Source organism: Pseudomonas sp. LAP_36 (genome assembly GCF_019456785.1).
Lineage (GTDB): Bacteria > Pseudomonadota > Gammaproteobacteria > Pseudomonadales > Pseudomonadaceae > Aquipseudomonas > Aquipseudomonas tritici.
This window is the reverse complement of sequence record NZ_JAHZMS010000001.1, coordinates 892458-917532: the sequence shown is the minus strand read 5'-3', so window position 1 is coordinate 917532 and position 25075 is coordinate 892458. Positions and strand designations below refer to the sequence as shown.

General features: G+C 60.7%; 20 protein-coding genes. 10 read left to right on the top strand and 10 right to left on the bottom strand.

Annotated features, from left to right (window positions below; translation table 11 throughout):
* Positions 1-43: 43 nt before the first annotated feature.
* Complete coding sequence (locus JBO08_RS04295) at positions 44-724, top strand: heavy metal response regulator transcription factor (RefSeq protein WP_065874850.1); 681 nt, start codon at positions 44-46, stop codon at positions 722-724.
* Complete coding sequence (locus tag JBO08_RS04290; RefSeq protein ID WP_065874849.1) at positions 721-2067, top strand: heavy metal sensor histidine kinase; 1347 nt, start codon at positions 721-723, stop codon at positions 2065-2067. The genes JBO08_RS04295 and JBO08_RS04290 overlap by 4 nt, the downstream gene beginning before the upstream one ends.
* A gap of 107 nt (positions 2068-2174) precedes the next feature.
* Here the strand turns inward: JBO08_RS04290 and JBO08_RS04285 are convergent, their stop codons facing one another.
* The 3 genes from JBO08_RS04285 to JBO08_RS04275 are packed head-to-tail and all read right to left on the bottom strand — an operon-like array spanning position 2175 to position 5421.
* The gene (locus tag JBO08_RS04285) at positions 2175-3419 is read right to left on the bottom strand and encodes a lipoprotein-releasing ABC transporter permease subunit (protein ID WP_065874848.1); all 1245 of its coding nucleotides are present in this window, start codon (positions 3417-3419) and stop codon (positions 2175-2177) included.
* Between the two features lie 60 nt (positions 3420-3479).
* A complete protein-coding gene (gene lolD / locus JBO08_RS04280; RefSeq protein ID WP_017477213.1) occupies positions 3480-4163 on the bottom strand; it encodes a lipoprotein-releasing ABC transporter ATP-binding protein LolD in 684 nt (227 codons plus the stop codon).
* Positions 4164-4170: 7 nt separating this feature from the next.
* The gene (locus JBO08_RS04275; protein ID WP_065882187.1) at positions 4171-5421 is read right to left on the bottom strand and encodes a lipoprotein-releasing ABC transporter permease subunit; all 1251 of its coding nucleotides are present in this window, start codon (positions 5419-5421) and stop codon (positions 4171-4173) included.
* Positions 5422-5515: 94 nt separating this feature from the next.
* Here JBO08_RS04275 and JBO08_RS04270 point away from each other — a divergent pair, with 94 nt between their 5' ends.
* The gene (locus JBO08_RS04270) at positions 5516-6094 is read left to right on the top strand and encodes a PilZ domain-containing protein (protein ID WP_065889487.1); all 579 of its coding nucleotides are present in this window, start codon (positions 5516-5518) and stop codon (positions 6092-6094) included.
* Positions 6095-6138: 44 nt separating this feature from the next.
* Positions 6139-6861, top strand: coding sequence for a glycerophosphodiester phosphodiesterase (locus tag JBO08_RS04265; RefSeq protein WP_065889485.1), 723 nt, complete (start codon positions 6139-6141; stop codon positions 6859-6861).
* Positions 6862-6903: 42 nt separating this feature from the next.
* Here JBO08_RS04265 and sthA read toward each other — a convergent pair whose 3' ends face one another.
* Complete coding sequence (sthA, locus tag JBO08_RS04260) at positions 6904-8298, bottom strand: Si-specific NAD(P)(+) transhydrogenase (RefSeq protein WP_220074510.1); 1395 nt, start codon at positions 8296-8298, stop codon at positions 6904-6906.
* A gap of 266 nt (positions 8299-8564) precedes the next feature.
* Here sthA and JBO08_RS04255 point away from each other — a divergent pair, with 266 nt between their 5' ends.
* Complete coding sequence (locus tag JBO08_RS04255; protein ID WP_065874845.1) at positions 8565-9098, top strand: chalcone isomerase family protein; 534 nt, start codon at positions 8565-8567, stop codon at positions 9096-9098.
* Positions 9099-9319: 221 nt separating this feature from the next.
* Here the strand turns inward: JBO08_RS04255 and JBO08_RS04250 are convergent, their stop codons facing one another.
* A complete protein-coding gene (locus JBO08_RS04250) occupies positions 9320-10783 on the bottom strand; it encodes a glyceraldehyde-3-phosphate dehydrogenase (protein ID WP_065874844.1) in 1464 nt (487 codons plus the stop codon).
* A 340-nt stretch (positions 10784-11123) separates the two neighbouring features.
* Here JBO08_RS04250 and mfd point away from each other — a divergent pair, with 340 nt between their 5' ends.
* The 3 genes from mfd to JBO08_RS04235 are packed head-to-tail and all read left to right on the top strand — an operon-like array spanning position 11124 to position 17851.
* On the top strand, positions 11124-14573 hold the full coding sequence (gene mfd / locus JBO08_RS04245) for a transcription-repair coupling factor (RefSeq protein ID WP_065874843.1): 3450 nt from the start codon (positions 11124-11126) through the stop codon (positions 14571-14573).
* Between the two features lie 11 nt (positions 14574-14584).
* Entirely contained in the window at positions 14585-15151 is a 567-nt protein-coding gene (locus tag JBO08_RS04240; RefSeq protein WP_065874842.1) for a CsiV family protein, read from the top strand.
* Between the two features lie 9 nt (positions 15152-15160).
* Positions 15161-17851 (top strand): DEAD/DEAH box helicase, encoded by a 2691-nt coding sequence (locus JBO08_RS04235; RefSeq protein ID WP_065889483.1) that lies wholly within the window; start codon positions 15161-15163, stop codon positions 17849-17851.
* A gap of 93 nt (positions 17852-17944) precedes the next feature.
* Here JBO08_RS04235 and nagZ read toward each other — a convergent pair whose 3' ends face one another.
* Together nagZ and JBO08_RS04225 are read right to left on the bottom strand one after the other, a co-directional pair.
* A complete protein-coding gene (gene nagZ, locus JBO08_RS04230; protein WP_220074511.1) occupies positions 17945-18955 on the bottom strand; it encodes a beta-N-acetylhexosaminidase in 1011 nt (336 codons plus the stop codon).
* 144 nt (positions 18956-19099) lie between these two features.
* Entirely contained in the window at positions 19100-19807 is a 708-nt protein-coding gene (locus JBO08_RS04225; RefSeq protein ID WP_065874839.1) for a TetR/AcrR family transcriptional regulator, read from the bottom strand.
* Positions 19808-20070: 263 nt separating this feature from the next.
* On the opposite strand from JBO08_RS04225, the gene lexA reads away from it, so the two are divergent.
* The gene (gene lexA / locus JBO08_RS04220; RefSeq protein ID WP_003172575.1) at positions 20071-20679 is read left to right on the top strand and encodes a transcriptional repressor LexA; all 609 of its coding nucleotides are present in this window, start codon (positions 20071-20073) and stop codon (positions 20677-20679) included.
* 10 nt (positions 20680-20689) lie between these two features.
* Positions 20690-21163, top strand: coding sequence for an SOS-induced cell division inhibitor SulA (gene sulA / locus JBO08_RS04215; RefSeq protein ID WP_065874838.1), 474 nt, complete (start codon positions 20690-20692; stop codon positions 21161-21163).
* Positions 21164-21362: 199 nt separating this feature from the next.
* On the opposite strand, the gene JBO08_RS04210 is transcribed toward sulA, so the two are convergent.
* From JBO08_RS04210 to topA, 3 genes are all read right to left on the bottom strand, one after another.
* Entirely contained in the window at positions 21363-21596 is a 234-nt protein-coding gene (locus JBO08_RS04210) for a hypothetical protein (RefSeq protein WP_010212068.1), read from the bottom strand.
* Between the two features lie 176 nt (positions 21597-21772).
* Positions 21773-22294 (bottom strand): DUF6586 family protein, encoded by a 522-nt coding sequence (locus JBO08_RS04205; protein WP_065874837.1) that lies wholly within the window; start codon positions 22292-22294, stop codon positions 21773-21775.
* 125 nt (positions 22295-22419) lie between these two features.
* A complete protein-coding gene (topA, locus tag JBO08_RS04200; protein ID WP_065874836.1) occupies positions 22420-25041 on the bottom strand; it encodes a type I DNA topoisomerase in 2622 nt (873 codons plus the stop codon).
* Positions 25042-25075 lie beyond the last annotated feature (34 nt).

The following is a 25075-nucleotide window of genomic DNA, read 5'->3' as shown; positions in this document are numbered from 1 at the left end:
CCCAAGGTATAAAGCCGTCGTGAACCGTTGCCAAGAGCCGCCCATGAAACTGCTGATCGTCGAAGACCAACCCAAAACCGGCCAGTATCTGCGCCAGGGCCTGGCCGAGGCGGGCTTTACAACCGAATTGGTGGCCGACGGTACCAGCGGCCAGCACCTGGCACTGACCGGCGACTACGACTTGCTGATCCTCGACGTGATGCTGCCCGGCCGTGATGGCTGGCAAATCCTCCAAGCCGTGCGCAGCGCCGGCCTGGACATCCCGGTGCTGTTCCTCACCGCCCGCGACGCGGTGGAAGACCGAGTGCACGGTCTTGAGCTGGGCGCCGACGATTACCTGGTCAAGCCCTTCGCCTTTTCCGAACTGCTGGCCCGCGTACGCAGCCTGTTGCGCCGTGGCAGCAGCTCGCCTCAGGAAACCGCACTGCAACTGGCCGACCTGCGCCTGGACCTGATCCGCCGTCGCGTCGAACGGCACGGCCAGCGCATCGACCTGACTGCCAAGGAATTCTCCCTGTTGGAACTGCTGCTGCGCCGCCAGGGCGAAGTGCTGCCCAAATCGCTGATCGCCTCCCAGGTCTGGGACATGAATTTCGACAGTGACACCAACATCATCGAAGTAGCGATCCGCCGCCTGCGCCTGAAAGTCGACGATAACTTCCCCACCAAACTGATACACACCGTACGCGGCATGGGTTACGTGCTGGAGGAGCGCGCCAATTGATCAAGCGCCTGTCCCTGGCCAGCCGCCTGGCGCTGCTGTTTGCCGCCTGCACGGCGGTGGTGTCGCTGATCGCCGGCGTACTGTTCAACCACGCCAGCGAGGCGCACTTCATTGAGTTGGACCAGCAACAGCTCGACAGCCAACTGGTGGCGCTGCGCAGCACCTTGCAGGGTGTCGATTCGCCAGACGCATTCGCCAGACATGAAGCGCAACTGCGCGCCGAACTCAATCGCCAGCCCGAGCTGAGGCTGCGCATCACCGCCGCCGGCCAGCGCTGGCTGGACGATGCGCCAGGCGTGAGCTTGCCCGACGCGCCCGGCCTGCACAGCCTGCAAAATGCCGGCACCGACTATCGGGTGTACAACGCGCCGCTGAGGGCAGACCCACCCGACTCCCCCCAACTGACGCTGATGCTCGACATCACCCACCACCAGCATTTCCTGCAGCGCATGCAGCACCTGATCTGGCTCACCGTCGGCCTGTCGGCCCTGGCCACCGCCCTGCTCGGCGCCTGGGCCGCGCGCAGTGGGTTGCGGCCGTTGCGACGCATGGGTGAAGTGGCCGCAGGTGTGTCCGCGCACTCCCTGACCCAGCGCCTGCCCCAGCAACACATGCCGGTGGAACTGGCCGAACTGGCCCAGGCCTTCAACGCCATGCTGGGTCGACTGGACGATGCGTTCCAGCGTCTCTCAGCGTTCTCCGCCGATATCGCCCATGAACTGCGTACGCCGCTGTCGAACCTGCTGACCCATACCCAAGTCATCCTGACCCAGCCGCGCCCGCTGGAGGATTACCGCGAGGCGCTGCACAGCAACCTGGAAGAGCTGCAATGGATGGCGCAGCTGGTAAACGACATGCTGTACCTGGCCAAAGCGGATCATGGCTTGCTCATGCCCAAACGCGAGCCTTTGGCGCTGGCAGATGAAGTGGATGCTTTGCTTGAGTTTTTCGCGTTGCTGGCGGAAGACGCCCAAGTCAGCCTGATTCGCGAAGGTACTGCCCATACGCTGGGTGATCGCGGCATGTTGCGTCGCGCCCTGTCGAACTTGCTGGATAACGCGCTGCGGTTTACGCCAGCGGGTGGCGAAGTACGGGTACGGATGACGGATGGCGTGAGGTTGACGGTTGAGAACACCGGGGAAGGCGTTCCACCGGAGCTGTTACCGAAGTTGTTTGACCGCTTCTATCGGGCGGATCCGGCACGGCACGAGGGCAGCAGCGAGCATGCGGGGCTAGGGTTGGCGATTACCCAATCGATCGTGCGGGCACATGGGGGGAGGATTTTTTGTGAGTCCGAGGCGGGGCTGACCCGATTTGTGATTGAGTTGCCAAAGGGTGATTGATGCAAGCTTGGCCGGCCCTATCGCAGGCGAGCCAGCTCCCACACTTTGACTTTGTGAATACATTCAAAATGTGGGAGCTGGCTTGCCTGCGATAGCGGTATAAAGGCTTAGGAATACCTCAGCGCATGCGCCGGCTCAATCTTCGCCGCCCGATACGCCGGATACAGCGTCGCCAAAAAGCTCAACACAAACCCCGCCGTGCAAATCAGCAGCACATCCCCACCTTGCAGCTCCGAAGGCAAGTTGCTGACAAAGTACACATCCGAACTGAAGATATGCTGCCCGGTCACCCGCTCGACCCAGCCCACCAACTCACTCACGTTCAGCGCCGCAATCACGCCCAGCACGCCACCGATCAAGGTTCCGACGATACCGATCACCGTGCCCTGCACCATGAAGATCGCCATGATCTGCCGTGGCGTGGCGCCGATGGTGCGCAGGATCGCAATGTCCGCGCCTTTGTCGTTCACCACCATGATCAAGGTCGCAATGATGTTGAACGCCGCCACGGCGACGATCATCAGCAACAGCAGGCCGATCATAGTCTTTTCCATTTTCATTGCGCTGAACAGGCTGCCTTGGGTGTGCGTCCAGTCATCAGGCTTATAGCCCGCGCCCAGGCTGGCGGCGATATCCGCCGAGACTTTTGGCGCCGCATACAGGTCTTTCACCGCCAGGCGCACGCTCTGTACCTGGTTCGGCTGCCAATGTTGAATTTCTGCGGCGTCGGCCATGTGGATCAAGGCCATCGAACCATCCAGCTCGGCGCCAACCTTGAAGATCCCCACCACGTTCAAGCGCTGCATACGTGGGGTGATACCACCCGGCGCGGTGCTGATTTCCGGCACGATCAGGGTCAGCTTGTCGCCCACATTCAAGCGAAAGCGCCGGGCGGTGATTTCGCCGACTACCACGCCGAACTCACCGGGCTTCAGGTCATCCAGTTTGCCGCGCACAATGTGCTGGGCCACGATCGACACCTTGCCTTCCTGGGCCGGGTCGACGCCGCTGATCTCGATCGGCTGCATCGCGCCCTTGTAGGAGAACATGCCGTCCATCTGCGTGAAGGGTACTGCAGCAGTCACTTCCGGATTCTTCATCGCGGCGGCGGCCACTGGCTGCCAATCGTCAATCGGGTTCACACCGACGATGGTGGCGTGAGGCACCATGCCGAGGATGCGCGAGCTCATTTCGCGCTGAAAGCCGTTCATCACCGACAGCACCACGATCATCGCCAATACGCCCAGGGCGAGGCCGATCATCGAGGTCATCGAGATAAACGAGACAAAACGGTTGCGGCGCTTGGCGCGGGTATAGCGCGTGCCGATGAAAATCGATAACGGTCTGAACATTCGTGGGCACCGTTGAAAAATGAAAAAGCCCAGCGCTTAAGGCGCCGGGCTTGAAACGGGTCAGATGGCGACCAGATGACCTTCCTGCAGGTGCAACACGCGGTCCATCTGCCGGGCCATGCTCATGTCATGGGTCACCACCAGGAACGCGGTGCGCATCTGGGTGCTCAGTTCCAGCATCAAGTCCTTGATGCCCTGAGCGGTGTGGGAGTCGAGGTTGCCGGTGGGCTCGTCGAGCATCACCAGGCCCGGGTTGTTCACCAGGGCACGGGCAATCGCCACACGCTGGCGCTCGCCGCCGGACAGTTCGGCCGGTTTGTGCTCCAGGCGATGGCCGAGGCCGACGCGCTCCAGCAAGGCCTTGGCGCGCTGGCGGGCTTCCGGGATCGCGGTCTTGCCGATCAGCAGCGGCATGCACACGTTTTCCAGCGCAGTGAATTCCGGCAACAGGTGGTGGAACTGGTACACAAAACCGAGCGAACGGTTGCGCAGTTGCCCACGGGCCTTTTCACCGAGGGCCGACAACTCTTCGCCGGCCAGCCACACGCTGCCCTGGGACGGCGTATCGAGCCCGCCCAGCAGGTTCAACAAGGTACTTTTGCCGGAACCCGAACTGCCGACGATCGCCACGCGCTCGCCGGGGTGCAGCTCAAGTTGCAGGTTGGACAACACGACTACCGATTCCGGGCCCTCCTCGTAGGATTTGCCCAGGTTCCGGCAGCTCAGGATTGCTTTTTCACTCATGCCCGATTCACTCATAACGTAAGGCCTGTGCTGGCTGGGTACGTGCCGCGCGCCAGGCTGGATACAGGGTGGCAAGGAAACTCAGGACCAACGCAGCGCCGCCCACCATCAACACGTCCTGGGTCTGCACCTGGGACGGCAAGTAGTCGATGAAGTAGACGTCAGCGTTGAGAAACTTGTGGCCGAGCACGTTTTCCAGTGCGGCAATGGCAGCGCTCACATTCAACGCAGCCAGAATCCCGACGGCGGTGCCGATCAAGGTGCCGACCACGCCAATCACCGTGCCTTGCACCATGAAGATCGCCATGATCTGCCCCGGCGTGGCGCCAAGCGTGCGCAGGATGGCGATATCGCCCTTCTTGTCATTCACCACCATCACCAGCGTGGAGATGATATTGAAGGCCGCCACGGCGACGATCAGCAGCAACAGCAGGCCGATCATGGCTTTTTCCATGCGGATGGCCTGGTACAGGTTGCCGTGGGTACGGGTCCAGTCGCGGGCGTAGTATTGGCTCTCACCCAAATGCTGGGCGATTTCCCAGGCACCGCGCGGCGCGTCGAACAGGTCGTTGAACTTCAGGCGCAAGCCCTGCACCTGGTCCGGCTGCCAGCGATGCAGGCGAGCCAGGTCGGTGAGGTTGGTCAGGCCGAGGTAGCCGTCGATCTCGCCGGCACCCACGTGGAAGGTGCCCACCACGGTAAAGCGCTTCATGCGCGGAAACATGCCGGCCGGGGTCACGGTGACTTCCGGCGCGACGAAGGTCAGCTTGTCGCCGAGGCCCACGCCGAGCTTGGCCGCTGCCTTGTCGCCGATCACGATGCCAAAGCTGCCCGGCGCCAAGTCATCGAGTTTGCCCTGCAGCATGAACTTGTCGATGATCGAGACGTTGCGTTCCTGGGTCGGATCGATGGCATTGAGCAGGATCTTCTGCACCTTGCCGTCGTTGGTCAGCAACCCCTGCATCTGGGTAAACGGCGCAACGGCCAGTACCTTGGGGTTCTGCTTGACCTTGTCGGCCAGGCTTTGCCAGTCACTGATGGGCGCATCGCCCTCAATGGTCGCGTGGGGCACCATGCCCAGCACGCGGGTGCGCATCTCATGATCGAAGCCGTTCATCACCGAAAGCACCACGATCATCACGACCACGCCCAAGGCGAGCCCGATCATCGAGGTCAGGGAAATGAACGACACAAAATGATTGCGACGCTTTGCACGGGTATAACGCGTGCCGATAAATACGAAGAGAGGTCTGAACATGTCGGGGCTTGTTCGGAGGAAAAGAAGACGTCCCGGTGGCGGGGTCTGGTAAGCAGCTTTACACTCAGACCATTACCGTTACCTGGGGTTCGCCATGTCGACATTAGATGAAGAAGAGCGCCGCGAATACTACCGTATCGACGACATGATCGCACTCCAAATCAAAAGCCTGTCCGCCCCCGAAGCGGCGAGCAAGGAAGTGTTGCTGGATGATTCGCCACTGTTCAACCTGCTCAGCGAGTTGCACCTGAGTGAATTCGAAGCCCAGCACCTGTTGCGTCAACTCAGCGAGAAGGATCGCACCCTCGCCGCCTTCCTCCGCGTGCAGAACAAACGCGTGGACCTGCTCAGCCAGATCATGGCGCGCGGCCTGCTGGATGAGGTCGGCGCACCGCAACCGGTGATCATTTCCGAAGGCGGTATCGACTTCCAACACCCCACTCCCCTGGCGACTGGCGCACACCTCGCGGTCAAACTGGTGCTGATGCCCCAGGCGCTCGGCTTGCTGCTGCGCGCGCGGGTCACCCATTGCGATCCCAAAGGCGATGGCTTTGACGTCGGCACGGAATTCGAATCCATGACCGATGCCCAACGCCAACTGCTGGCGCGCTACATCCTGCAGAAACAGGCCCAGGAACGGCGCCTGGCGCGGGAACAAAGCGACGACATCTGAATTTGTATTCACTACGCCAGTCATCCTGGCGCGAAGGAGCAACTGTGACCCTGATCTACGGCCATCGCGGTGCCAAAGGCGAAGCACCGGAAAACACCCTCACCAGCTTTCAGGAGTGCCTCAAGCACGGCGTACGCCGTTGCGAACTGGACTTGCACCTGTCCATGGACGGCGAGTTGATGGTCATCCACGACCCGACCCTCAAACGCACCGCCGACCGGCGTGGCAAGGTCGTCGAGTATTCGGCGGCGGACCTGATGAAGATGGATGCGCGCAAAGGCGGCCCGGGCTGGATTCAGCCGTGCCCGATCCCGCGCCTGGAGGAGCTGTTCGAAAAGTGCGACTTCGATCACTGGCAACTGGAAGTCAAAAGCGCCTCGCGCACCCGCGCCGCCACCACGGTACTGGCGATCCGCGAGATGGCCGTGCGCTTTGGCCTGATGGACAAAGTCACCGTCACTTCAAGTTCACGGGAAGTGTTGAAAGCAGCGGTTGACCTCACCCCCGACCTGTCACGCGGCCTGGTGGCCGAATACGCCTGGCTCGACCCGCTGAAGGTCGCGCAAAACTACGGTTGTGAGTATCTGGCGTTGAACTGGACGTTGTGCACCCCTGAGCGTCTGGAAAAAGCCCAGCGCCAGGGTTTGCACGTGTCCGTGTGGACAGTCAACGAACCTGCGCTGATGCGCAGGCTCGCCGACTTCGGCGTAGATAGCCTGATTACAGACTTTCCCGGTTTGGCCACTGCCACCCTCGGGAATTACTGAAATCGGTCTCCCCGGCCGGCTCAGGCCACCGGCCGGAGCCGCTCAAAAAAGCCGGTTGAGGCCGTCGTAAGCAGCTACCCGATAGGCTTCAGCCATGGTCGGGTAGTTGAACGTGGTGTTGACGAAATACTTGAGGGTATTGAGTTCACCCGGCTGGCTCATGATCGCCTGGCCGATGTGCACGATCTCCGACGCCTGGTAGCCGAAGCAGTGCACGCCGAGCACTTCCAGGGTTTCACGGTGGAACAGGATCTTCAGCATGCCTTGCGGCTCACCGGCGATCTGCGCACGCGCCATGCTCTTGAAGAACGCCTTGCCCACTTCGTAAGGCACCTTGGCCTTGGTCAGTTCGTGCTCGTTCTTGCCGATCGAGCTGATCTCGGGAATCGTGTAGATCCCGGTCGGCACGTCATTCACGTAGCGCCAGCTGCCATTGTCGACGATGCTGCCGGCGGCAGAACGGCCCTGGTCATGCGCTGCACTGGCCAGGCTCGGCCAGCCGATCACGTCACCGGCGCCGTAGATGTTGGTCACGCAGGTGCGGTAGTTTTCGTCCACCTCGATCTGGCCACGGCTGTTGACCTTGACCCCGATGTTTTCCATGCCGAGCTTGTCGGTGTTGCCTGTACGGCCGTTGCACCACAGCAAAGCGTCGGCCTTGATCTTCTTGCCGGACTTGAGGTGCAGGATCACACCGTTATCCAGTCCTTCGACCCGCTCATACTCTTCGTTATGGCGCACGGTGATGTTGTTGTTGCTGAAGTGGTAGCTCAACGCCTGGGAAATTTCCGAGTCGAGGAAGCTCAGCAACTGGTCGCGGTTGTCGACCAGTTCCACCAGCACACCCAGGCCGCTGAAGATCGAGGCGTATTCACAGCCGATCACGCCGGCGCCGTAGATGATCAGTTTGCGCGGGGTGTGACCCAGGCTCAGGATGGTGTCGCTATCGTAGATACGCGGGTGGTGGAAATCGATATCCGCCGGGCGATACGGGCGTGAACCGGTGGCGATGATGATGTGCTTGGCCACCAGCTTCTCGACCACGCCGTTGGGGCAGACCACTTCGACGGTTTGCTCGTCGGCGAAGCTGCCGGTGCCGAAGAACAGGTCGACACGGTTACGGGCGTAGTAGCCCGTACGCGAAGCAACCTGCTTGGAGATGACTTTCTCGGCGCTTTTCAGCACGTCTGGGAACGAGAACCAGCGCGGCTCACCAATGGCCCGGAACATCGGGTTGGTGTTGAACTGCATGATCTGGCGCACCGAGTGACGCAAGGCCTTGGACGGGATGGTGCCCAGGTGGGTGCAGTTACCGCCGACCTGGCGACGGCTATCGACCATCGCCACCTTGCGCCCTGCCTTCGCGGCGTTCATCGCCGCACCTTCTCCAGCTGGGCCGGAACCCAGTACCACCACGTCGTAGTTGTAGACAGCCATGCGTACTCCTCAGAACAGGCCAGGCGTACGGTTGGACGCCGGGCTAAATCATGCCGCGGCCAGCGGTCATGAAGGACAATTTGGCTCAAGTGTGTGAACCGGGGCACAGTCTATATAAGGCGTAACGCCGCGCACATTAACCCTTGGTCGCGTCGTAGGCCAGTAATGCCTTTACTACACAGCGCAGATTATCCCTGAACCCTGCCGCTGCCGCTGCCGGAAAATGAATTACCCTGTAGCCACGCATCTTTTCGGGACGGGCCATTATGCGGCATATAGTTTTCTGTTTATTACTGATGCTGTCGATCACAGCACACGCCAATGAGGCGGATCGGCTAAAGCAGGCCAACTTCCCGACACAGTCACAGGAACTGACCCTGAAAAACCAGGCTGTGCTCACCTACCTCTGGGCGGACGTGTACGCGGCCGCGCTGTATACCCCTTCGGACGTGAGCGCCAAACAGGCCTGGGAGCAGAAAAAGGCGCTGCGCCTGACCCTGTATTACTTTCGCGACATCGACCGTAATGATGTGATCAAGGCGGCCAATACGACCCTGGAACGCCAGCAAGCCAGCGCGAGCTTGAAGCCCGAGCTGGAAAAACTGCATGCCCGCTTTCGTAACATTCAAGCCGGTGATCGATATGCCCTGGATTATCGACCAGGGCGTGGCTTGAACCTCGAGATCAATGGGCAAGTGGTGTTCAACAGTCGCGATGACGCGCTGGCGAGGGCCTACCTCGGGATCTGGTTGGCGCCCGAGGGGTTGTCCGAAGAGTTGCGCAGCAAATTGCTGAATTGAGGGAGGAGTGCGTAGCAGCTGTCGAGCCCCGGCGAGGCTGCGTTGGCGGCCTGTCTGACACACCGCTGACGCAGCCTCGCCGGGGCTCGACAGCTGCTACGTACTGGGCTCGCTCACGAGATGTAGATACCTATGCTGCGATGAGACCTTTGCAGACAACACAAAACCCAGCCACAAAAAAGCCCCGAACCAGTCGGGGCTCTTTCACTGACCGCTAATGCTTAGCGCGGAAACGCAGGCGGGTTGACCCCAGCCATATCTTCCATCACGCGAACCACCTGGCAGCTGTAACCGAACTCGTTGTCGTACCAGACGTACAGTACAACGCGGTTGTCCTGGGTAATGGTCGCCTCAGCATCCACCACACCGGCGTGGCGCGAGCCAACGAAGTCAGTGGAGACCACTTCCTGCGAGTTGACGTAGTCGATTTGCTTATGCAGATCGGAGTGCAGCGCCATGTAGCGCAGGTACTCGTTCATCTCTTCACGGGTAGCGGCTTTCTCAAGGTTCAGGTTGAGAATCGCCATCGACACGTTAGGCGTCGGCACGCGGATCGCGTTACCGGTCAGCTTGCCGGCCAGCTCAGGCAGGGCCTTGGCAGCAGCAGTGGCAGCACCGGTCTCGGTGATCACCATGTTCAACGCGGCGCTACGCCCACGGCGATCGCCCTTGTGGAAGTTGTCGATCAGGTTCTGGTCGTTGGTGTACGAGTGAACCGTCTCAACGTGGCCATTGACGATACCGAACTTGTCATTCACCGCCTTCAGCACCGGCACGATGGCGTTGGTGGTGCAGGAAGCGGCGGACACGATCTTGTCGTCAGCCGTGATTTCAGCGTGGTTGATGCCGTGAACGATGTTCTTCAGCTTGCCCTTGCCAGGCGCAGTCAGGACAACGCGGTCGATACCTGGGCAGGCCAGGTGCTGGCCCAGGCCTTCGGCGTCACGCCATACGCCGGTGTTGTCCACCAGCAGGGCGTCCTTGATGCCGTACTGGGTGTAATCCACCTCGGACGGGTTTTTCGCGTAGATCACCTGGATCAGGTTACCGTTGGCGGTGATCGTGTTGTTTTCTTCGTCGATGGTGATGGTGCCGTTGAACGAACCGTGTACCGAGTCGCGGCGCAGCAGGCTGGCGCGTTTGGTCAGGTCGTTCTCGGCGCCTTTGCGCACCACGATGGCACGCAGGCGCAGGCCGTCGCCACCACCGGTTTTTTCGATCAGGATGCGCGCCAGCAGGCGGCCGATACGACCGAAGCCGTACAGCACAACGTCGGTGCCTTTGCGGGCGGCGGCGTTCTGCTGGCCAACCACATCGGCCATTTCTTCACGCACGAACTGCTCGGCGGTACGGCCAGCGCCTTCTTTGCGGAATTTATAGGCCAGCTTGCCCAGGTCTACCGAAGCCGCGCCGAGCTTGAGCTCGCTCATGGCCTTGAGCAGTGGGAATGTTTCGTGGACGGAGAGTTCGCTGTCGTCGGCGGAACGGTGACGCGCAAAGCGGTGGGCTTTGAGAATCGCGATGACAGACTGGTTGATCAGGCTGCGGCCATAGATCGAGCTCACCACATTGTTATTGCGGTACAGCTGACCGATTAGCGGGATCATCGCTTCTGCGAGTGCTTCACGGTCGATCCATTCACCAAGACACTGGTCGGGCTTCTGAGTCACGGTAACCTTCCACATGTAGGGGCTGAAAAAAGGGGCTACATTATGCCGCCCGACTGTCCTCGGAGCAATGCGCGTCCTACAACAAAAAAGCCTTGCGCAAAAAAGCCACCCCGCTGGAGCCCAGTAAATACGCGGGTTCCAGAAGGCCGACCGATGGGCAACAACGCCGACTTGTCCGTAACACTCCAAAACAATCGCGCATTTCGGCACTACATATTGAGTCAAAACACGCCATTGTTTGTCTTAGCCACTACATTTCCTACAAACCGTAATAGGCTCAGTCAGAAACTGACAGGCGGCACCTCTGGCCGTTACAATTACCGACTTTGTCGCAACGCTTGGAGCTCAACCTTCCGTGCCCGTTCTGCGTCTACCGCTTCTCCCTGCCGCGGCAGGTAAACAGCACTGGGGCAACCTGCCCGGTGCCGCCCTGAGCCTGGCCATCGCCGAGGCTGCCAGCGCAGCCAAGCGCTTTACCCTGCTGCTCACCGCCGACAGCCAAAGTGCCGAACGGTTGGAGCAGGAGCTGAGCTTCTTCGCCCCCGATTTGCCGGTGCTGCATTTTCCCGATTGGGAAACCCTGCCCTACGACCTGTTCTCGCCGCATCAGGACATCATCTCGCAGCGCATCGCCAGCCTGTACCGCTTGCCGGAACTGGCCCACGGTGTGCTGGTGGTGCCGATCACCACGGCACTGCATCGCCTGGCACCGACCAAGTTCCTGCTGGGCAGCAGCCTGGTCCTGGATATCGGCCAGAAGCTCGATGTGGAACAGATGCGCACGCGCCTGGAGGCCAGCGGCTACCGCTGCGTCGACACGGTGTACGAGCACGGTGAGTTTGCGGTGCGCGGTGCGCTGATCGACCTGTTCCCGATGGGCAGCAAACTGCCCTATCGCATCGACCTGTTCGATGACGAAATCGAGACCCTGCGCACCTTCGATCCGGAAAACCAGCGTTCCATCGACAAAGTCGAGTCGATCAAGCTGCTGCCGGCGCGGGAATTTCCATTACAGAAAGATGCGGTCACGCGCTTCAAGGCGCGCTTCCGCGAGCGCTTCGACGTCGATTTCCGTCGTTGCCCGATCTTTCAGGACTTGAGCAGCGGGATTACACCCGCGGGTATCGAGTACTACCTGCCGCTGTTCTTCGACGAAACGTCTACCTTGTTCGACTACCTGCCACAGGACACCCAAGTGTTCTCGCTGCCGGGTATCGAGCAAGCAGCGGAAAACTTCTGGAACGACGTGCGTAACCGCTATGAAGAGCGCCGCGTTGATCCGTCCCGGCCTTTATTGCCGCCCGCCGAGCTGTTCCTGCCGGTGGAAGACTGCTTTGCCCGTCTTAAAAACTGGCCCCGCGTGGTCGCCAGCCAACAGGATGTGGACGCCGGCAGCGGCCGCGAGCGCTTCCCGGCGGGGACGCTGCCGGATCTGGCGATCCAGGCCAAAGCCACACAACCGCTGGAAGCGCTGTCCAACTTCCTGGGCGACTTCCCAGGCCGCGTGCTGTTTACCGCAGAGTCCGCCGGGCGTCGGGAAGTCCTGCTGGAGCTGTTGGAACGCCTGAAGCTGCGACCGAAAACCGTCGACAGCTGGCCGGACTTTTTAAAAAGCAAAGAACGCCTGGCGATCACCATCGCACCGCTGGACGAAGGCCTGTTGCTGGACGACCCGGCCCTGGCGCTGATCGCCGAGAGCCCGCTGTTCGGCCAGCGCGTGATGCAACGTCGACGCCGCGAAAAACGCGCCGACGCCAACAACGACGCGGTGATCAAAAACCTCACCGAGTTGCGCGAAGGCGCGCCGGTGGTGCATATCGACCACGGCGTCGGCCGCTACCTCGGCCTGCAAACCCTGGAAATCGACAACCAGGCTGCCGAATTCCTCACCATGGAATACGCCGAGGGCGCCAAGCTCTACGTGCCGGTGGCCAGCCTGCATTTGATCGCCCGTTACACCGGCAGCGACGACGCCCTGGCGCCGTTGCATCGCCTGGGTTCCGAGACCTGGCAGAAAGCCAAGCGCAAGGCCGCCGAGCAAGTGCGCGACGTCGCCGCCGAACTGCTCGACATCTATGCCCGCCGTGCTGCGCGCGAAGGTTACGCGTTCGCCGACCCGAAAGCCGACTACGCCACCTTCAGCGCCGGCTTTGCTTTCGAAGAAACCCCGGACCAGCAAACCACCATCGAAGCCGTGCGCGCCGACATGCTCGCGCCCAAGCCGATGGACCGCCTGGTGTGTGGCGACGTGGGCTTCGGCAAGACCGAAGTGGCGATGCGCGCCGCCTTCATCGCCGTGCACGGCGGCCGCCAGGTGGCGATCCTGGTACCGACCACCCTGCTCGCCCAGCAGCACTACAACAGCTTCCGCGACCGCTTTGCCGACTGGCCGGTGACCGTGGAAGTGATGAGCCGCTTCAAGTCGGCCAAGGAAGTGAATGCCGCCATCGCTGACCTGGCGGAAGGCAAGATCGACATCGTGATCGGCACCCACAAGCTGTTGTCGGACGATGTGAAGATCAAGAACCTCGGCCTGGTGATCATCGACGAAGAACACCGTTTTGGGGTACGTCAGAAGGAACAACTCAAGGCCCTGCGCAGCGAAGTCGACATCCTCACCCTCACCGCCACGCCGATTCCGCGCACGCTGAACATGGCGGTGTCGGGCATGCGCGACCTGTCGATCATCGCCACGCCACCGGCGCGGCGCTTGTCGGTACGCACCTTTGTGATGGAGCAGAACAAAAGCACGGTCAAGGAAGCACTGCTACGGGAATTGCTGCGCGGCGGGCAGGTTTACTACTTGCACAACGATGTGAAGACCATCGAGAAATGCGCTGCCGACCTCGCCGAATTGGTACCGGAAGCGCGCATCGCCATCGGCCACGGGCAGATGCGCGAACGCGAACTCGAACAGGTGATGAGCGACTTCTACCACAAGCGCTTCAACGTGCTGATCGCCTCGACCATCATCGAGACCGGTATCGACGTGCCGAGCGCTAACACCATCATCATCGAGCGCGCCGACAAATTCGGCCTGGCGCAGTTGCACCAACTGCGCGGCCGGGTGGGTCGCAGTCACCACCAGGCGTATGCCTATTTGCTCACGCCGCCGCGTCAGCAGATCACTTCCGACGCGGAAAAGCGCCTGGAAGCCATCGCCAACACTCAGGACCTGGGCGCCGGTTTTGTACTGGCCACCAACGACCTGGAAATCCGTGGCGCCGGCGAACTGCTGGGCGACGGCCAGAGCGGGCAGATCCAGGCGGTGGGCTTCACCCTGTATATGGAGATGCTTGAGCGCGCGGTGAAAGCCATCCGCAAGGGCGAGCAACCGAACCTCGATCAACCGCTGGGCGGCGGTCCGGAAATCAACCTGCGCTTGCCGGCGTTGATTCCCGAAGACTATCTGCCGGACGTGCATGCGCGGTTGATCCTGTACAAACGCATCGCCTCGGCCACCGACGAAGAAGGCCTCAAGGACCTGCAGGTGGAGATGATCGACCGCTTCGGCCTGCTGCCGGAACCGACCAAGAACCTGGTGCGCCTGACCTTGCTCAAATTGCAGGCCGAGCAGTTGGGCATCAAGAAAGTCGACGCCGGGCCGCAAGGCGGGCGCATCGAATTTGAAGCGCAGACGCCGGTTGACCCGTTGGTGCTGATCAAGTTGATTCAGGGCCAGCCCAACCGCTACAAGTTCGAAGGGGCTACGCTGTTCAAGTTCATGGTGCCGATGGAACGCGCTGAAGAACGCTTTAATACACTGGAGGCGTTGTTCGAGCGCCTCATCCCGAAATCTGCTTGAAGGACGCCCCAATGCGCTTGTTCCGCATTTTGAGCTTGTTGTTGGTGGTAGTGGCACCTGCGGCATTCGCCGACAGCCCGTACCAGGTGGAAATGATCCTGGTGCGCCAGAACGCGGAGCCGGTGCTCAACAGCCGCGCCGCGCCGGAAAACTGGGATGCCGGCGCAGCGCGCCTGGGCGATAAACTGAGCCCGCCGCGGCTGTCCAACATTGTCGATAAGCTGCGCGCTGACTCCACCTACACGGTGCTGTTACACAAGGCGTGGGAACAGAACCTGGGCGAGCAGCCGGTCAAAGTCGCCATTTCCGACGGCCAGGAGCAGTTCGGTCAGTTTCCTATCGAAGGCGTATTGAGCCTGCAACTGGGCCGGTTTACCGATATCGATGCGAACTTCTGGATCAACCAGTTCGACAGCAACGGCAGCGTGATCGCCAGCGAACACTTGAGCCAGACCGACGTGCGCACCAAGAACAACCAACTCAACTACCTGGATGGCGGCCATCTGGCGCTGCTGATCAAGATCACCTCGCTGACCGCCAAACCACCCAGCGCACCACCGCCTGACATCCAGGACTGATCCAGCGCCATGCCCCTGACGTCGTCGCTGACTAAACCCCTGGCCCCTTCGTGGGCCAATCGCTTCAAAGAGCAGAGCCTGGAGCGCGGGCGACGTTATGCCCTGGAGAACCGGGTGCGCATCGTCGAGTCCGGCGACAGCACCATCGTCGCCAGTTGCGAAGGCTCGGGCGGCAACGTTTATCGGCAGACCATCTCACTGCGCGAATCGGCCAAGGGCACGCTGATCCTGGTGGACAGCCGCTGTACCTGCCCGGTGCACACCAACTGCAAACACATCGCGGCGGTGCTGCTCAAGGTTCAGGAAACCCTGGCCTACCCGGCTGCGGCCCAGGATGCCGAGTTGCTGGAAAAGCTCCAATCCGTACTGGATAACCGCGTGGCGTTGCCGCAGGTGGTGATGGAGGACGTGCTGCCCGTGCCGCGCTTGTGGCTGGCCAGTGTCGAGTTCAGTGCATTTGAACCGCGCAACGGCAAGATGCAGCGCTACATCCAGCACCGCGCGGCGTTGTCGTTCAACTACTTGGGTAACTATGTCAGCGGGCAAAAAAACGCCGACATCATCGTGCGCCAGGACACCCAGAGCCTGCGCATCAAGCGGCATCCGGAGCGGGAGCAACCGTACCGCGAGCAATTGCGGCTCTTGGGTTTCAAGATCGCCACGCGTCAGAGCAAAGCCCTGCCGGAAAGCGCCGGTGAGCTATTCGAACTGGTCAATGACAGCGCCTGGCTGAACTTCACCCTCAATGCCTCGCCGACCTTGCGGGCCGAGGGTTGGGAGCTGCAGATCGAAGAAGATTTCGGTTTCGACCTGAGCGCCGTCGATGATTGGTACGCCACCGTCGATGAAGGGCCGGAACGTGACTGGTTCGACCTGGAGCTGGGGATTATCGTCAATGGCGAACGGCTGAGCCTGCTGCCGATCCTGCTGAACCTGATGCGCTCACACACCGAGATCCTGAATCCGGAAAAACTCGCGCGACGCCGCGATAATGAGCTGATCCTGGTGAACATTCCCGGCTTGCCCAATGGCCATGGTCCGCTGCAAGTGGCCCTGCCTTACGGCCGGCTTAAACCCGTGCTGGCCACCCTCGGCGAGTTCTACCTGCAGGAAGCCGGCAGCACCACGCTGCGCCTGGCCAAGGCCGATGCGATTCGCCTGAACCCGCTGGAAGACCTGCCGCTGCAATGGGAAGGTGGCGAAAAGATCCGCAACTTCGCCCAACGCCTGCGGGACATCAAGGATTTCACCTGCGTGGCGCCCGAAGGGTTGAACGCGACCTTGCGGCCTTATCAATTGGAAGGCTTGAGCTGGATGCAGTCGCTGCGTCAGCTCGATGTCGGCGGCATACTTGCGGATGACATGGGCCTGGGCAAAACCCTGCAGACGCTGGCGCATATTCTCACCGAGAAAGCCGCCGGGCGCCTGGACCGGCCGTGCATGGTGGTGATGCCCACCAGCCTGATTCCCAACTGGCTTGATGAAGCGGCGCACTTCACGCCTCAGCTCAAGGTGCTGGCGTTGTATGGCGCAACGCGCAAGAAACACTTCGCCAACCTGCAGGACTATGACCTGCTGCTGACCACCTACGCCCTGCTGCCCAAGGACATCGACCAGCTCGCGGCCTTGCCCTTGCATGTGCTGATCCTCGATGAAGCGCAGTACATCAAGAACCCTAATAGCAAAGCCGCCCAGGCGGCGCGTGAGCTGAATGCGCGGCAGCGCTTGTGCCTGAGTGGTACACCGCTGGAAAACCACCTGGGTGAACTGTGGTCGCTGTTCCACTTCCTGTTGCCGGGCTGGCTGGGCGATGTAAAAAGTTTCAACCGCGATTACCGCGTGCCCATCGAAAAGCGCGCCAGCGAAGTGCGATTGCAGCACCTCAACGGTCGGATCAAACCCTTCCTGCTGCGCCGCACCAAGGAACAGGTGGCCACGGAGTTGCCACCCAAGACCGAGATCATCCACTGGGTCGACCTCAACGAGGCGCAGCGCGATGTGTACGAAACCATGCGCCTGGCCATGGACAAGAAGGTGCGCGACGAGATTACACGCAAGGGCGTGGCGCGCAGCCAGATCATCATTCTTGAAGCGCTGCTGAAGTTACGTCAGGTGTGCTGCGATTTGCGCTTGGTCAACGACGCCGCCCTGCCCGCACGGGGCAGCAGCTCGGGCAAGCTCGATAGCTTGATGGACATGCTCGAAGAACTGTTTGCCGAAGGGCGGCGAATTTTGCTGTTCTCCCAGTTCACCTCGATGCTGAGCCTGATCGAAGTGGAGCTTAAAAAGCGTGGCGTGGCCTACGCGCTATTGACCGGCCAGACCCGCGATCGGCGTACGCCGGTAAAGGACTTCCAGAGTGGCAAGCTGCAGATTTTTCTGATCAGCCTGAAGGCCGGCGGTGTAGGCCTGAATCTGACCGAAGCCGACACGGTGATCCACTACGACCCTTGGTGGAACCCGGCTACGGAGAATCAGGCGACTGACCGGGCGTACCGGATCGGGCAGGAGAAGCCGGTGTTCGTCTACAAGATGATTGCGCGGGGTACGGTGGAGGAAAAAATCCAGCACTTGCAGAAGGAAAAGTCAGACTTGGCGGCGGGTGTGCTGGATGGGCGCACGACCGGGGATTGGCAGTTGGGCAATGAGGATATTGAAGCGTTGTTTGCGCCGTTGCCGCATAAGCAAGAGAAGCGTTGACGGTTAGACCGCTATCGCAGGCAAGCCAGCTCCCACCTTGGAACGCATTCCCATGTGGGAGCTGGCTTGCCTGCGATAGCCGCGACGCGGTTTTCAGCCGACCAACTGAGCATCCCGCAACGCGGTAAGCGCCGCCAACCACCGCGGATCCTGCTTGTAATCCGTCGAAGCAATCGCCTGGCCCCGCATCCGCGCAATGCGCGCCGATGGGGTGACCTTCATTCGCTGAGCAGCGGTCAGTGCCAACTCAGCCGCCGCCCGATCATTGCACACCAGCCCCATATCACAACCAGCCGTCAACGCGGCTTCAATCCGGCTGGCCGCGTCACCGACCACATGTGCACCGGCCATCGACAGGTCATCGCTGAAAATCACCCCATCGAACTGCAATTCACCGCGCAAAATATCCTGCAACCATCGACGCGAAAAGCCAGCTGGCTGAGCGTCAACCTGCGGGTAAATAACATGCGCCGGCATCACCGCCGCCAACTGCGTGCTCAGGCGCGCGAACGGCACCAGGTCATTCGCGCGAATCTCTTCCAGGCTACGTTCGTCATTGGGAATCGCCACGTGTGAATCGGCCTCAGCCCAACCGTGGCCCGGGAAGTGTTTGCCTGTGGCAGCCATGCCGGCGCTGTTCATGCCACGGATAAAGGCACCGGCCAGCACGGCGGCGCGCTCGGGGTCGCCTTCGAAGGAACGGGTGCCGACGACGGCGCTGCGTTGGTAGTCCAGGTCGAGCACCGGGGCGAAGCTCAGGTCCAGGCCCACGGCCAGTACTTCAGTCGCCATGACCCAGCCGCACTGCTCGGCCAGGTACTCGGCATTCGGGTTATCCGCCAACGCACGCATGGCCGGCAGGCGCACAAAACCCTGGCGCAGGCGCTGTACACGACCGCCTTCCTGATCGACTGCCAGCAGCAGATCCGGGCGCACGGCACGAATTGCCGCGCTCAATTCACGCATCTGGCGCGGATGCTCGATATTGCGCGCGAAAATGATCAGGCCGCCCACTTCAGGCTGGCGCAGCAGGTGGCGGTCCTCGGCCGTCAGCCAGGTACCGGCAACGTCGACCATCAAAGAACCTTGCAGGGCAGCAGTCATAAACCTTCCTTAAATAACGCGCGCAACCCGTTGCCCTCACGCGGCGCGAATGGCGCGTTGAGCACAACGGGTTGCGAATAAATAGCTGAAATCGGCATGGCGGCTAGCTTAGCGGATGCAAGCGGCCTCGCACACCCGGGGCGGTCAAACCTTGGCGACAGCCGGCGTGGTTTTACTGCGCGGACGCAATTGGGCGGCGGCCATGGTCGGGTCGGTCACGCCGGTTTCGGCACGCATGCCGGCAGCGAGAAATGGCACCATCAGGCGCATGACCTGTTCGATGGAGGTGTTGACGCCGAAATCGGTCTCGGCAATAGCCCGCAATGCCTTGATCCCGGACATGCTGAACGCTGCGGCACCGAGCATGAAGTGCACGCGCCAGAACAGTTCGATGGGCGGAATGCGCGGGGCGGCCTCGTTGACCAGCAACATATAGCGACGAAATACCTTGCCGTACATGTCTTCCAGATAACGCCGCAAGTGACCCTGGCTCTGGCTGAACGCCAGGCCCAGCAGCCGCATGAAGATCGACAGGTCGTTGCCGCTGCGCGGTTGAACCACCAGGGCTTGTTCAACCAGGATTTCCAGCAGGTCTTCGAGGGTAGGCTTGTGATCAGCCTTGGCCTGGCGGCGCTCCAGCTCACGGTCGAGGCTGGCGCAGAACGGCCCCAGGAAGCGTGAGAACACCGCCTGGATCAGGGCCTTTTTCGAGCCGAAATGGTAATTCACTGCAGCGAGGTTGACCCCAGCCTTGCTGGTAATCAGCCGCAATGAAGTTTCAGCAAATCCTTTTTCCGCGAACAATTGCTCGGCAGCATCGAGAATGCGTTCAACGGTTTCCGACTGGGCCATGGCTACTCCGCCTGACAAACACTTGTTTGAAACATACGTTTCAGATTGTGTCTTGTCAAGCCTGCGGGTTCGCTTTCCGGCCGGGCAGTCATGTCTTTCATCGCTATTTAATCACATCCCTATCGGTCTGTAGGCAGCGCTATCTCTGCTTTGTAGGAAGCATGTCCGATGACCGTCCAGCGGAGTGATAGAAAAGGATGATTGCCAAGCGCAGTCCACTGTATATAATCCCAGTCACTGTATAAAAAGACAGAGCGATCAACATGCTAAAACTGACGCCACGCCAAGCTGAGATTCTGGCTTTTATCAAGCGCTGCCTCGATGACAACGGCTACCCGCCGACACGAGCGGAAATTGCGCTGGAACTGGGGTTCAAGTCCCCCAACGCCGCCGAAGAACACCTTAAGGCCCTCGCTCGCAAAGGCGCGATCGAGATGACCCCCGGTGCCTCGCGCGGTATTCGTATCCCTGGCTTCGAAGCCAAGGCCGACGAATCGACCCTGCCGATCATCGGTCGCGTCGCCGCCGGCGCGCCAATCCTGGCGCAGCAGCACGTCGAGGAATCCTGCAACATCAACCCGACCTTCTTCCATCCTCGCGCCGATTACCTGTTGCGGGTCCATGGCATGAGCATGAAGGACGTGGGCATCTTCGACGGCGATCTGCTGGCCGTTCACACCACCCGCGAAGCCCGTAATGGCCAGATCGTCGTCGCCCGTATCGGCGATGAAGTCACCGTCAAACGCTTCAAGCGCGAAGGCAGCAAGGTCTGGCTCCTGGCCGAGAACCCTGAGTTCGCCCCGATTGAAGTGAACCTGAAAGATCAGGACCTGGTGATTGAAGGCTTGAGCGTCGGCGTCATTCGCCGCTAAAGGAGGCATCATGCAGCTCATTCACACCCCACAACACACACAACTGTCGCTGTTCGAGGCCTTCATGGCCCAACCCCTTGCGCCCATCCTCAAGGAAACGGTCGAGGCGCCTTGGAGCGCAGAGCCTGAGGCGTTCAGTGAATTGTCGTTGCGCGGTGCGGCGGGGAGTTGCCTGAGCCTGCTGGCGCCGATCCTGCGCGAATTGAGCGAAGAGCAGGATGCCCGCTGGCTGACGCTGATCGCTCCGCCGGCCAGCCTGACCCAGGCCTGGTTGCGGGACGCCGGCCTCAACCGCGAGCGCATCCTGTTACTGCAACCGCGCGGTGCGCAAAGTGCCCAGCAGTTGACCTGCGAAGCCTTGCGCCTGGGCCGTAGCCATACGGTGGTGAGCTGGTTGAATCCGTTGAACGCTACCGCCAAGCAACAGTTGATCAGTGCGGCACGCGTTGGCGATGCGCAGAGCTTGAATATTCGACTGGGATAAAACCACAGGCCTGGCCTGTGGAGATCGAGCTTACTGTGGCGAGCGAGCCTGCTCGCGCTGGGCTGGGCTGGGCTGGGCTGCGAAGCAGTCCCAAAACCAGGCATCGTGGTTTGCCTGATGTACCGCATCAATCTAGTTAGGGCCGCTTCGCAGCCCGGCGCGGGCGGTGCGACGATTCGACAAGCCCGCTCACTACAACTCAGTGAAGCACCCGCGGCCCATCTTCTTTCTCCGGTTCACCTTCAGCCAAGCGACCTGCCATCTGTACACCCACGCTCAACATGGCTTTAGCCACTTCCACATGCTGGCCCTGCAGGAACACCTTGGCGTCCTCGGAAAAATCCAGAATAACCAGAGAACCTTCGTCCTCAGCCCGGCGCAGCTCGATTCGGCCGTCAGGCAACTCAACAATTTCCAGAAAGGACGTCGGCATAAAAGTCTGTTCTCCACGAAAGACGGGAATTATATCAGTCATCCACCCAACCCCGCTGACGATCTGGACAGGTTTCTTTACGGCTTGATGAACGGTGCGCAGCTGACTCGATTCGAATGTGGGAACGGCGGTTCAACGCTCCCATATTTTGATCGGCATACTTCAGCAACGTCCTCTCAGCACTCGTTCAGGCCTTCGCGATAGCGCAGCGCCAGTTTTTTCAGCTCCTGGCGCCAGCCTTCCAACTCTTCCCGGCTCAACGGCTTGGGTTCGTCGTCTTCAACCGCCACTGCCACGATCAGCGGCTGGGTCACGTCACCCTTGGGCACGTGGGGAACACGCGGCGGCTGGAACATGTCGGCATGCGCCTTGAGCAAACGCGCGATCCAGCTGTCGGGGCTTTGCGCCATTTCCACCAGCTCAGCCAGTTCAGGAATCGCCATTGTGTCGAGCACGTCGCGGTTAATGATCATTTCTGCGCGCGGCGAACCGGCCTGGGGCAGACGGTAAAACCCGGCGATTTCATGGCACAGACCCAACAAGGCACCGTACAGGTGGAACAACGCGGCTTCACGCCCCGCCTGAACGAGCGCAATGGCATTCATCTCCTTCCCTTCCTCGGCGCGGCCAAGGGCTTCCAGGGACAAACCCGCAAAGTAAATTTTCTGATTGGTACGGGTATAGAGTTCGTTGGCCATGCGGCAGTCTCCACAACGAATAAGCGTGATGCTGGCTTAACAGTGTTACGGATCAGCCGAGCGCACTGCAAGCGCAAAAAAAGGCCGCCTGTGCAGGCGGCCTTGGTATTTAGCGGATCAGTCGATCAAGCGCCCTGGCGCTTGTCTTCGACCTTCCACTTGCCGCCGTCGTAGAACGCTTTCCAGCCGGTAGGCTTGCCGTCCACTTCAGACTGCACATACTGCTCCTTGGTCTTGCGGCTGTAGCGGATCACGGCTGGGCGACCATCCGGGTCCTTCTTCGGCGCTTCACACAGGAAGTGGTACTTAGGATCGATCTCATCCTTGTGCGGCACGATCTCCAGCACCAGCGGCGCACGGGTCTCGCGGTTTTTCGGGAACTGGCTGGCAGCCAGGAACAGCCCCGAAGCGCCGTCACGCAGGATGTAGGTGTCGTTGACCTTCTCGCACTTGAGCTCAGGCATCTTCACCGGGTCCATCTTCGGCGGCGCCGCGTCACCGCTTTTCAGCAGTTTGCGGGTGTTCTTACAGGTCGGGTTGGTGCAACCGAAGAACTTGCCGAAACGGCCGGTCTTGAGCTGCATCTCGCTGCCGCACTTGTCGCATTCCAGGCTCGGACCCTCGTAGCCCTTGATGCGGTAAGTGCCCTCTTCGATCTCGTAGCCGTTGCAATCCGGGTTGTTACCGCAGATGTGCAGCTTGTGCTTTTCGTCCAGCAGGTAGGCATCCATCGCCGTGCTGCAGATCGGGCAACGGTGCTTGCCACGCAGTACCAACGACTCGGATTCACCCTCATCGTCGGCCGCGATTTCATCACCTGGTACCAGGTTAACGGTGGCCTTGCAGCGTTCTTTCGGCGGCAGGCTGTAGCCCGAGCAACCGAGGAACACGCCGGTGGACGCCGTACGAATTTGCATCGGGCGGCCGCAGGTCAGGCACGGGATGTCGGTCATCACCGGCTGGTTGGCGCGCATGCCGCTCTCAGGGCTTTCTGCTACTTCAAGCTTCTTCTTGAAGTCGCCGTAAAACTCGTCCAGCACATTTTTCCAGTCGCGCTCGCCCTGGGCCACGTCATCGAGGTTCTCTTCCATGCCGGCAGTGAAGCCATAGTCCATGAGGTTCGAGAAGCTCTCGGACAGGCGCTCAGTGACGATATCGCCCATCTTTTCCGAGTAGAAACGACGGTTATGCAGCGCAACGTAGCCACGGTCCTGGATGGTCGAGATGATCGCTGCATAGGTCGAAGGACGACCGATACCGCGCTTCTCCATCTCTTTCACCAGGCTGGCTTCCGAATAACGCGCCGGCGGCTTGGTGAAGTGCTGGGACGGGTCGAGCTTGATCAGCTTCAGCGTATCGCCCTGAGCCATATCCGGCAGCACATCGTCATCGCCAGGCTTGGCGATCTGCGGCATTACACGGGTATAGCCGTCGAACTTGAGGATACGCCCCTTGGCACGCAGCTCGAAGTCACCAGCGCCCACGCTCACGGTGGTGGACAGGTATTGCGCCGGCAGCATCTGGCACGCCAGGAACTGGCGCCAGATCAGCTCGTAGAGGCGCTCAGCGTCGCGCTCCATGCCGCTCAGCTTGCTTGGCTCAGTGTTGGCGTCGGAAGGACGAATCGCTTCGTGAGCCTCCTGTGCGCCTTCCTTGCTGCTATAGACGTTCGGCTTCTCCGGCAGGTACTTCTTGCCGAACTCCGTTTCAATATAAGTACGCGCCATCGCCACCGCGTCTTGCGACAGGTTGGTGGAGTCCGTACGCATATAAGTGATGTAGCCGGCTTCGTACAGACGCTGGGCCATCATCATGGTTTTCTTCACACCAAAGCCCAGGCGGTTGCTCGCGGCCTGCTGCAGGGTGGAGGTGATGAACGGTGCCGACGGCTTGCTGCTGGTCGGTTTGTCTTCACGCTTGACGATGCTGTAGCTGGAAGCCTTGAGCTTTTCCAGCGCGGCCATGGCCTGGGCTTCGTTCAGCGGCTTGAAGGCCTCGCCTTTCTCACGGGCCACTTCAAAGCGCACATTGGCGCCCTTGGCGGTGCCGAGGTCGGCGTGGACTTCCCAATACTCTTCGGGGTTGAACGCACGGATCTCGCGCTCACGCTCCACCACCAGCTTTACCGCAACCGATTGCACACGGCCAGCGGACAAGCCACGGGCGATCTTGGCCCACAACAGCGGCGAGACCATGTAACCCACGACGCGGTCGAGGAAACGACGCGCTTGCTGGGCGTTGACGCGGTCGATATCCAGCTCGCCCGGCTTGGAGAAGGCTTCCTGGATGGCTTTCTTGGTGATTTCGTTGAACACCACGCGCTTGTAGCGGCTGTCATCACCGCCGATGGCTTCCCGCAGGTGCCAGGCAATGGCTTCCCCTTCGCGGTCCAAGTCCGTCGCGAGATAGATGGTGTCAGCATCCTTGGCGAGCCGGCGCAGCTCCTCAATGACCTTTTCCTTGCCCGGAAGGATTTCGTACTTGGCCTTCCAGCCATGATCCGGGTCCACACCCATGCGCGAGACCAGCTGCTTGCGCGCTTTCTCTTTAGGCGTGAGCACCGGACCTTCGCCCGCGGCCGCCTTGCCGCGCTTGGCGGCAGGCTCCTTGCTGGCGCTAGCCGAACCGCTGGTGGGCAGGTCTCGGATATGGCCGATACTCGACTTCACCACGTACTCGTTGCCCAAGTACTTGTTGATGGTCTTGGCCTTAGCCGGGGATTCCACAATGACCAGCGATTTGCCCATGGATCGGAAAATTCCTGAATTCGAGAAGAGAAAG

Excerpts from the sequence above, each read along its gene's own strand:
- JBO08_RS04295 (WP_065874850.1), top strand. The coding sequence starts at position 44 with ATGAAACTGCTGATCGTCGAAGACCAACCCAAAACCGGCCAGTATCTG.
- JBO08_RS04285 (WP_065874848.1), bottom strand. The coding sequence starts at position 3,419 with ATGTTCAGACCGTTATCGATTTTCATCGGCACGCGCTATACCCGCGCC.
- lolD (WP_017477213.1), bottom strand. The coding sequence starts at position 4,163 with ATGAGTGAAAAAGCAATCCTGAGCTGCCGGAACCTGGGCAAATCCTAC.
- JBO08_RS04275 (WP_065882187.1), bottom strand. The coding sequence starts at position 5,421 with ATGTTCAGACCTCTCTTCGTATTTATCGGCACGCGTTATACCCGTGCA.
- JBO08_RS04270 (WP_065889487.1), top strand. The coding sequence starts at position 5,516 with ATGTCGACATTAGATGAAGAAGAGCGCCGCGAATACTACCGTATCGAC.
- sthA (WP_220074510.1), bottom strand. The coding sequence starts at position 8,298 with ATGGCTGTCTACAACTACGACGTGGTGGTACTGGGTTCCGGCCCAGCT.
- JBO08_RS04255 (WP_065874845.1), top strand. The coding sequence starts at position 8,565 with ATGCGGCATATAGTTTTCTGTTTATTACTGATGCTGTCGATCACAGCA.
- JBO08_RS04250 (WP_065874844.1), bottom strand. The coding sequence starts at position 10,783 with ATGTGGAAGGTTACCGTGACTCAGAAGCCCGACCAGTGTCTTGGTGAA.
- JBO08_RS04240 (WP_065874842.1), top strand. The coding sequence starts at position 14,585 with ATGCGCTTGTTCCGCATTTTGAGCTTGTTGTTGGTGGTAGTGGCACCT.
- JBO08_RS04235 (WP_065889483.1), top strand. The coding sequence starts at position 15,161 with ATGCCCCTGACGTCGTCGCTGACTAAACCCCTGGCCCCTTCGTGGGCC.
- nagZ (WP_220074511.1), bottom strand. The coding sequence starts at position 18,955 with ATGACTGCTGCCCTGCAAGGTTCTTTGATGGTCGACGTTGCCGGTACC.
- JBO08_RS04225 (WP_065874839.1), bottom strand. The coding sequence starts at position 19,807 with ATGGCCCAGTCGGAAACCGTTGAACGCATTCTCGATGCTGCCGAGCAA.
- lexA (WP_003172575.1), top strand. The coding sequence starts at position 20,071 with ATGCTAAAACTGACGCCACGCCAAGCTGAGATTCTGGCTTTTATCAAG.
- sulA (WP_065874838.1), top strand. The coding sequence starts at position 20,690 with ATGCAGCTCATTCACACCCCACAACACACACAACTGTCGCTGTTCGAG.
- JBO08_RS04210 (WP_010212068.1), bottom strand. The coding sequence starts at position 21,596 with ATGCCGACGTCCTTTCTGGAAATTGTTGAGTTGCCTGACGGCCGAATC.
- JBO08_RS04205 (WP_065874837.1), bottom strand. The coding sequence starts at position 22,294 with ATGGCCAACGAACTCTATACCCGTACCAATCAGAAAATTTACTTTGCG.
- topA (WP_065874836.1), bottom strand. The coding sequence starts at position 25,041 with ATGGGCAAATCGCTGGTCATTGTGGAATCCCCGGCTAAGGCCAAGACC.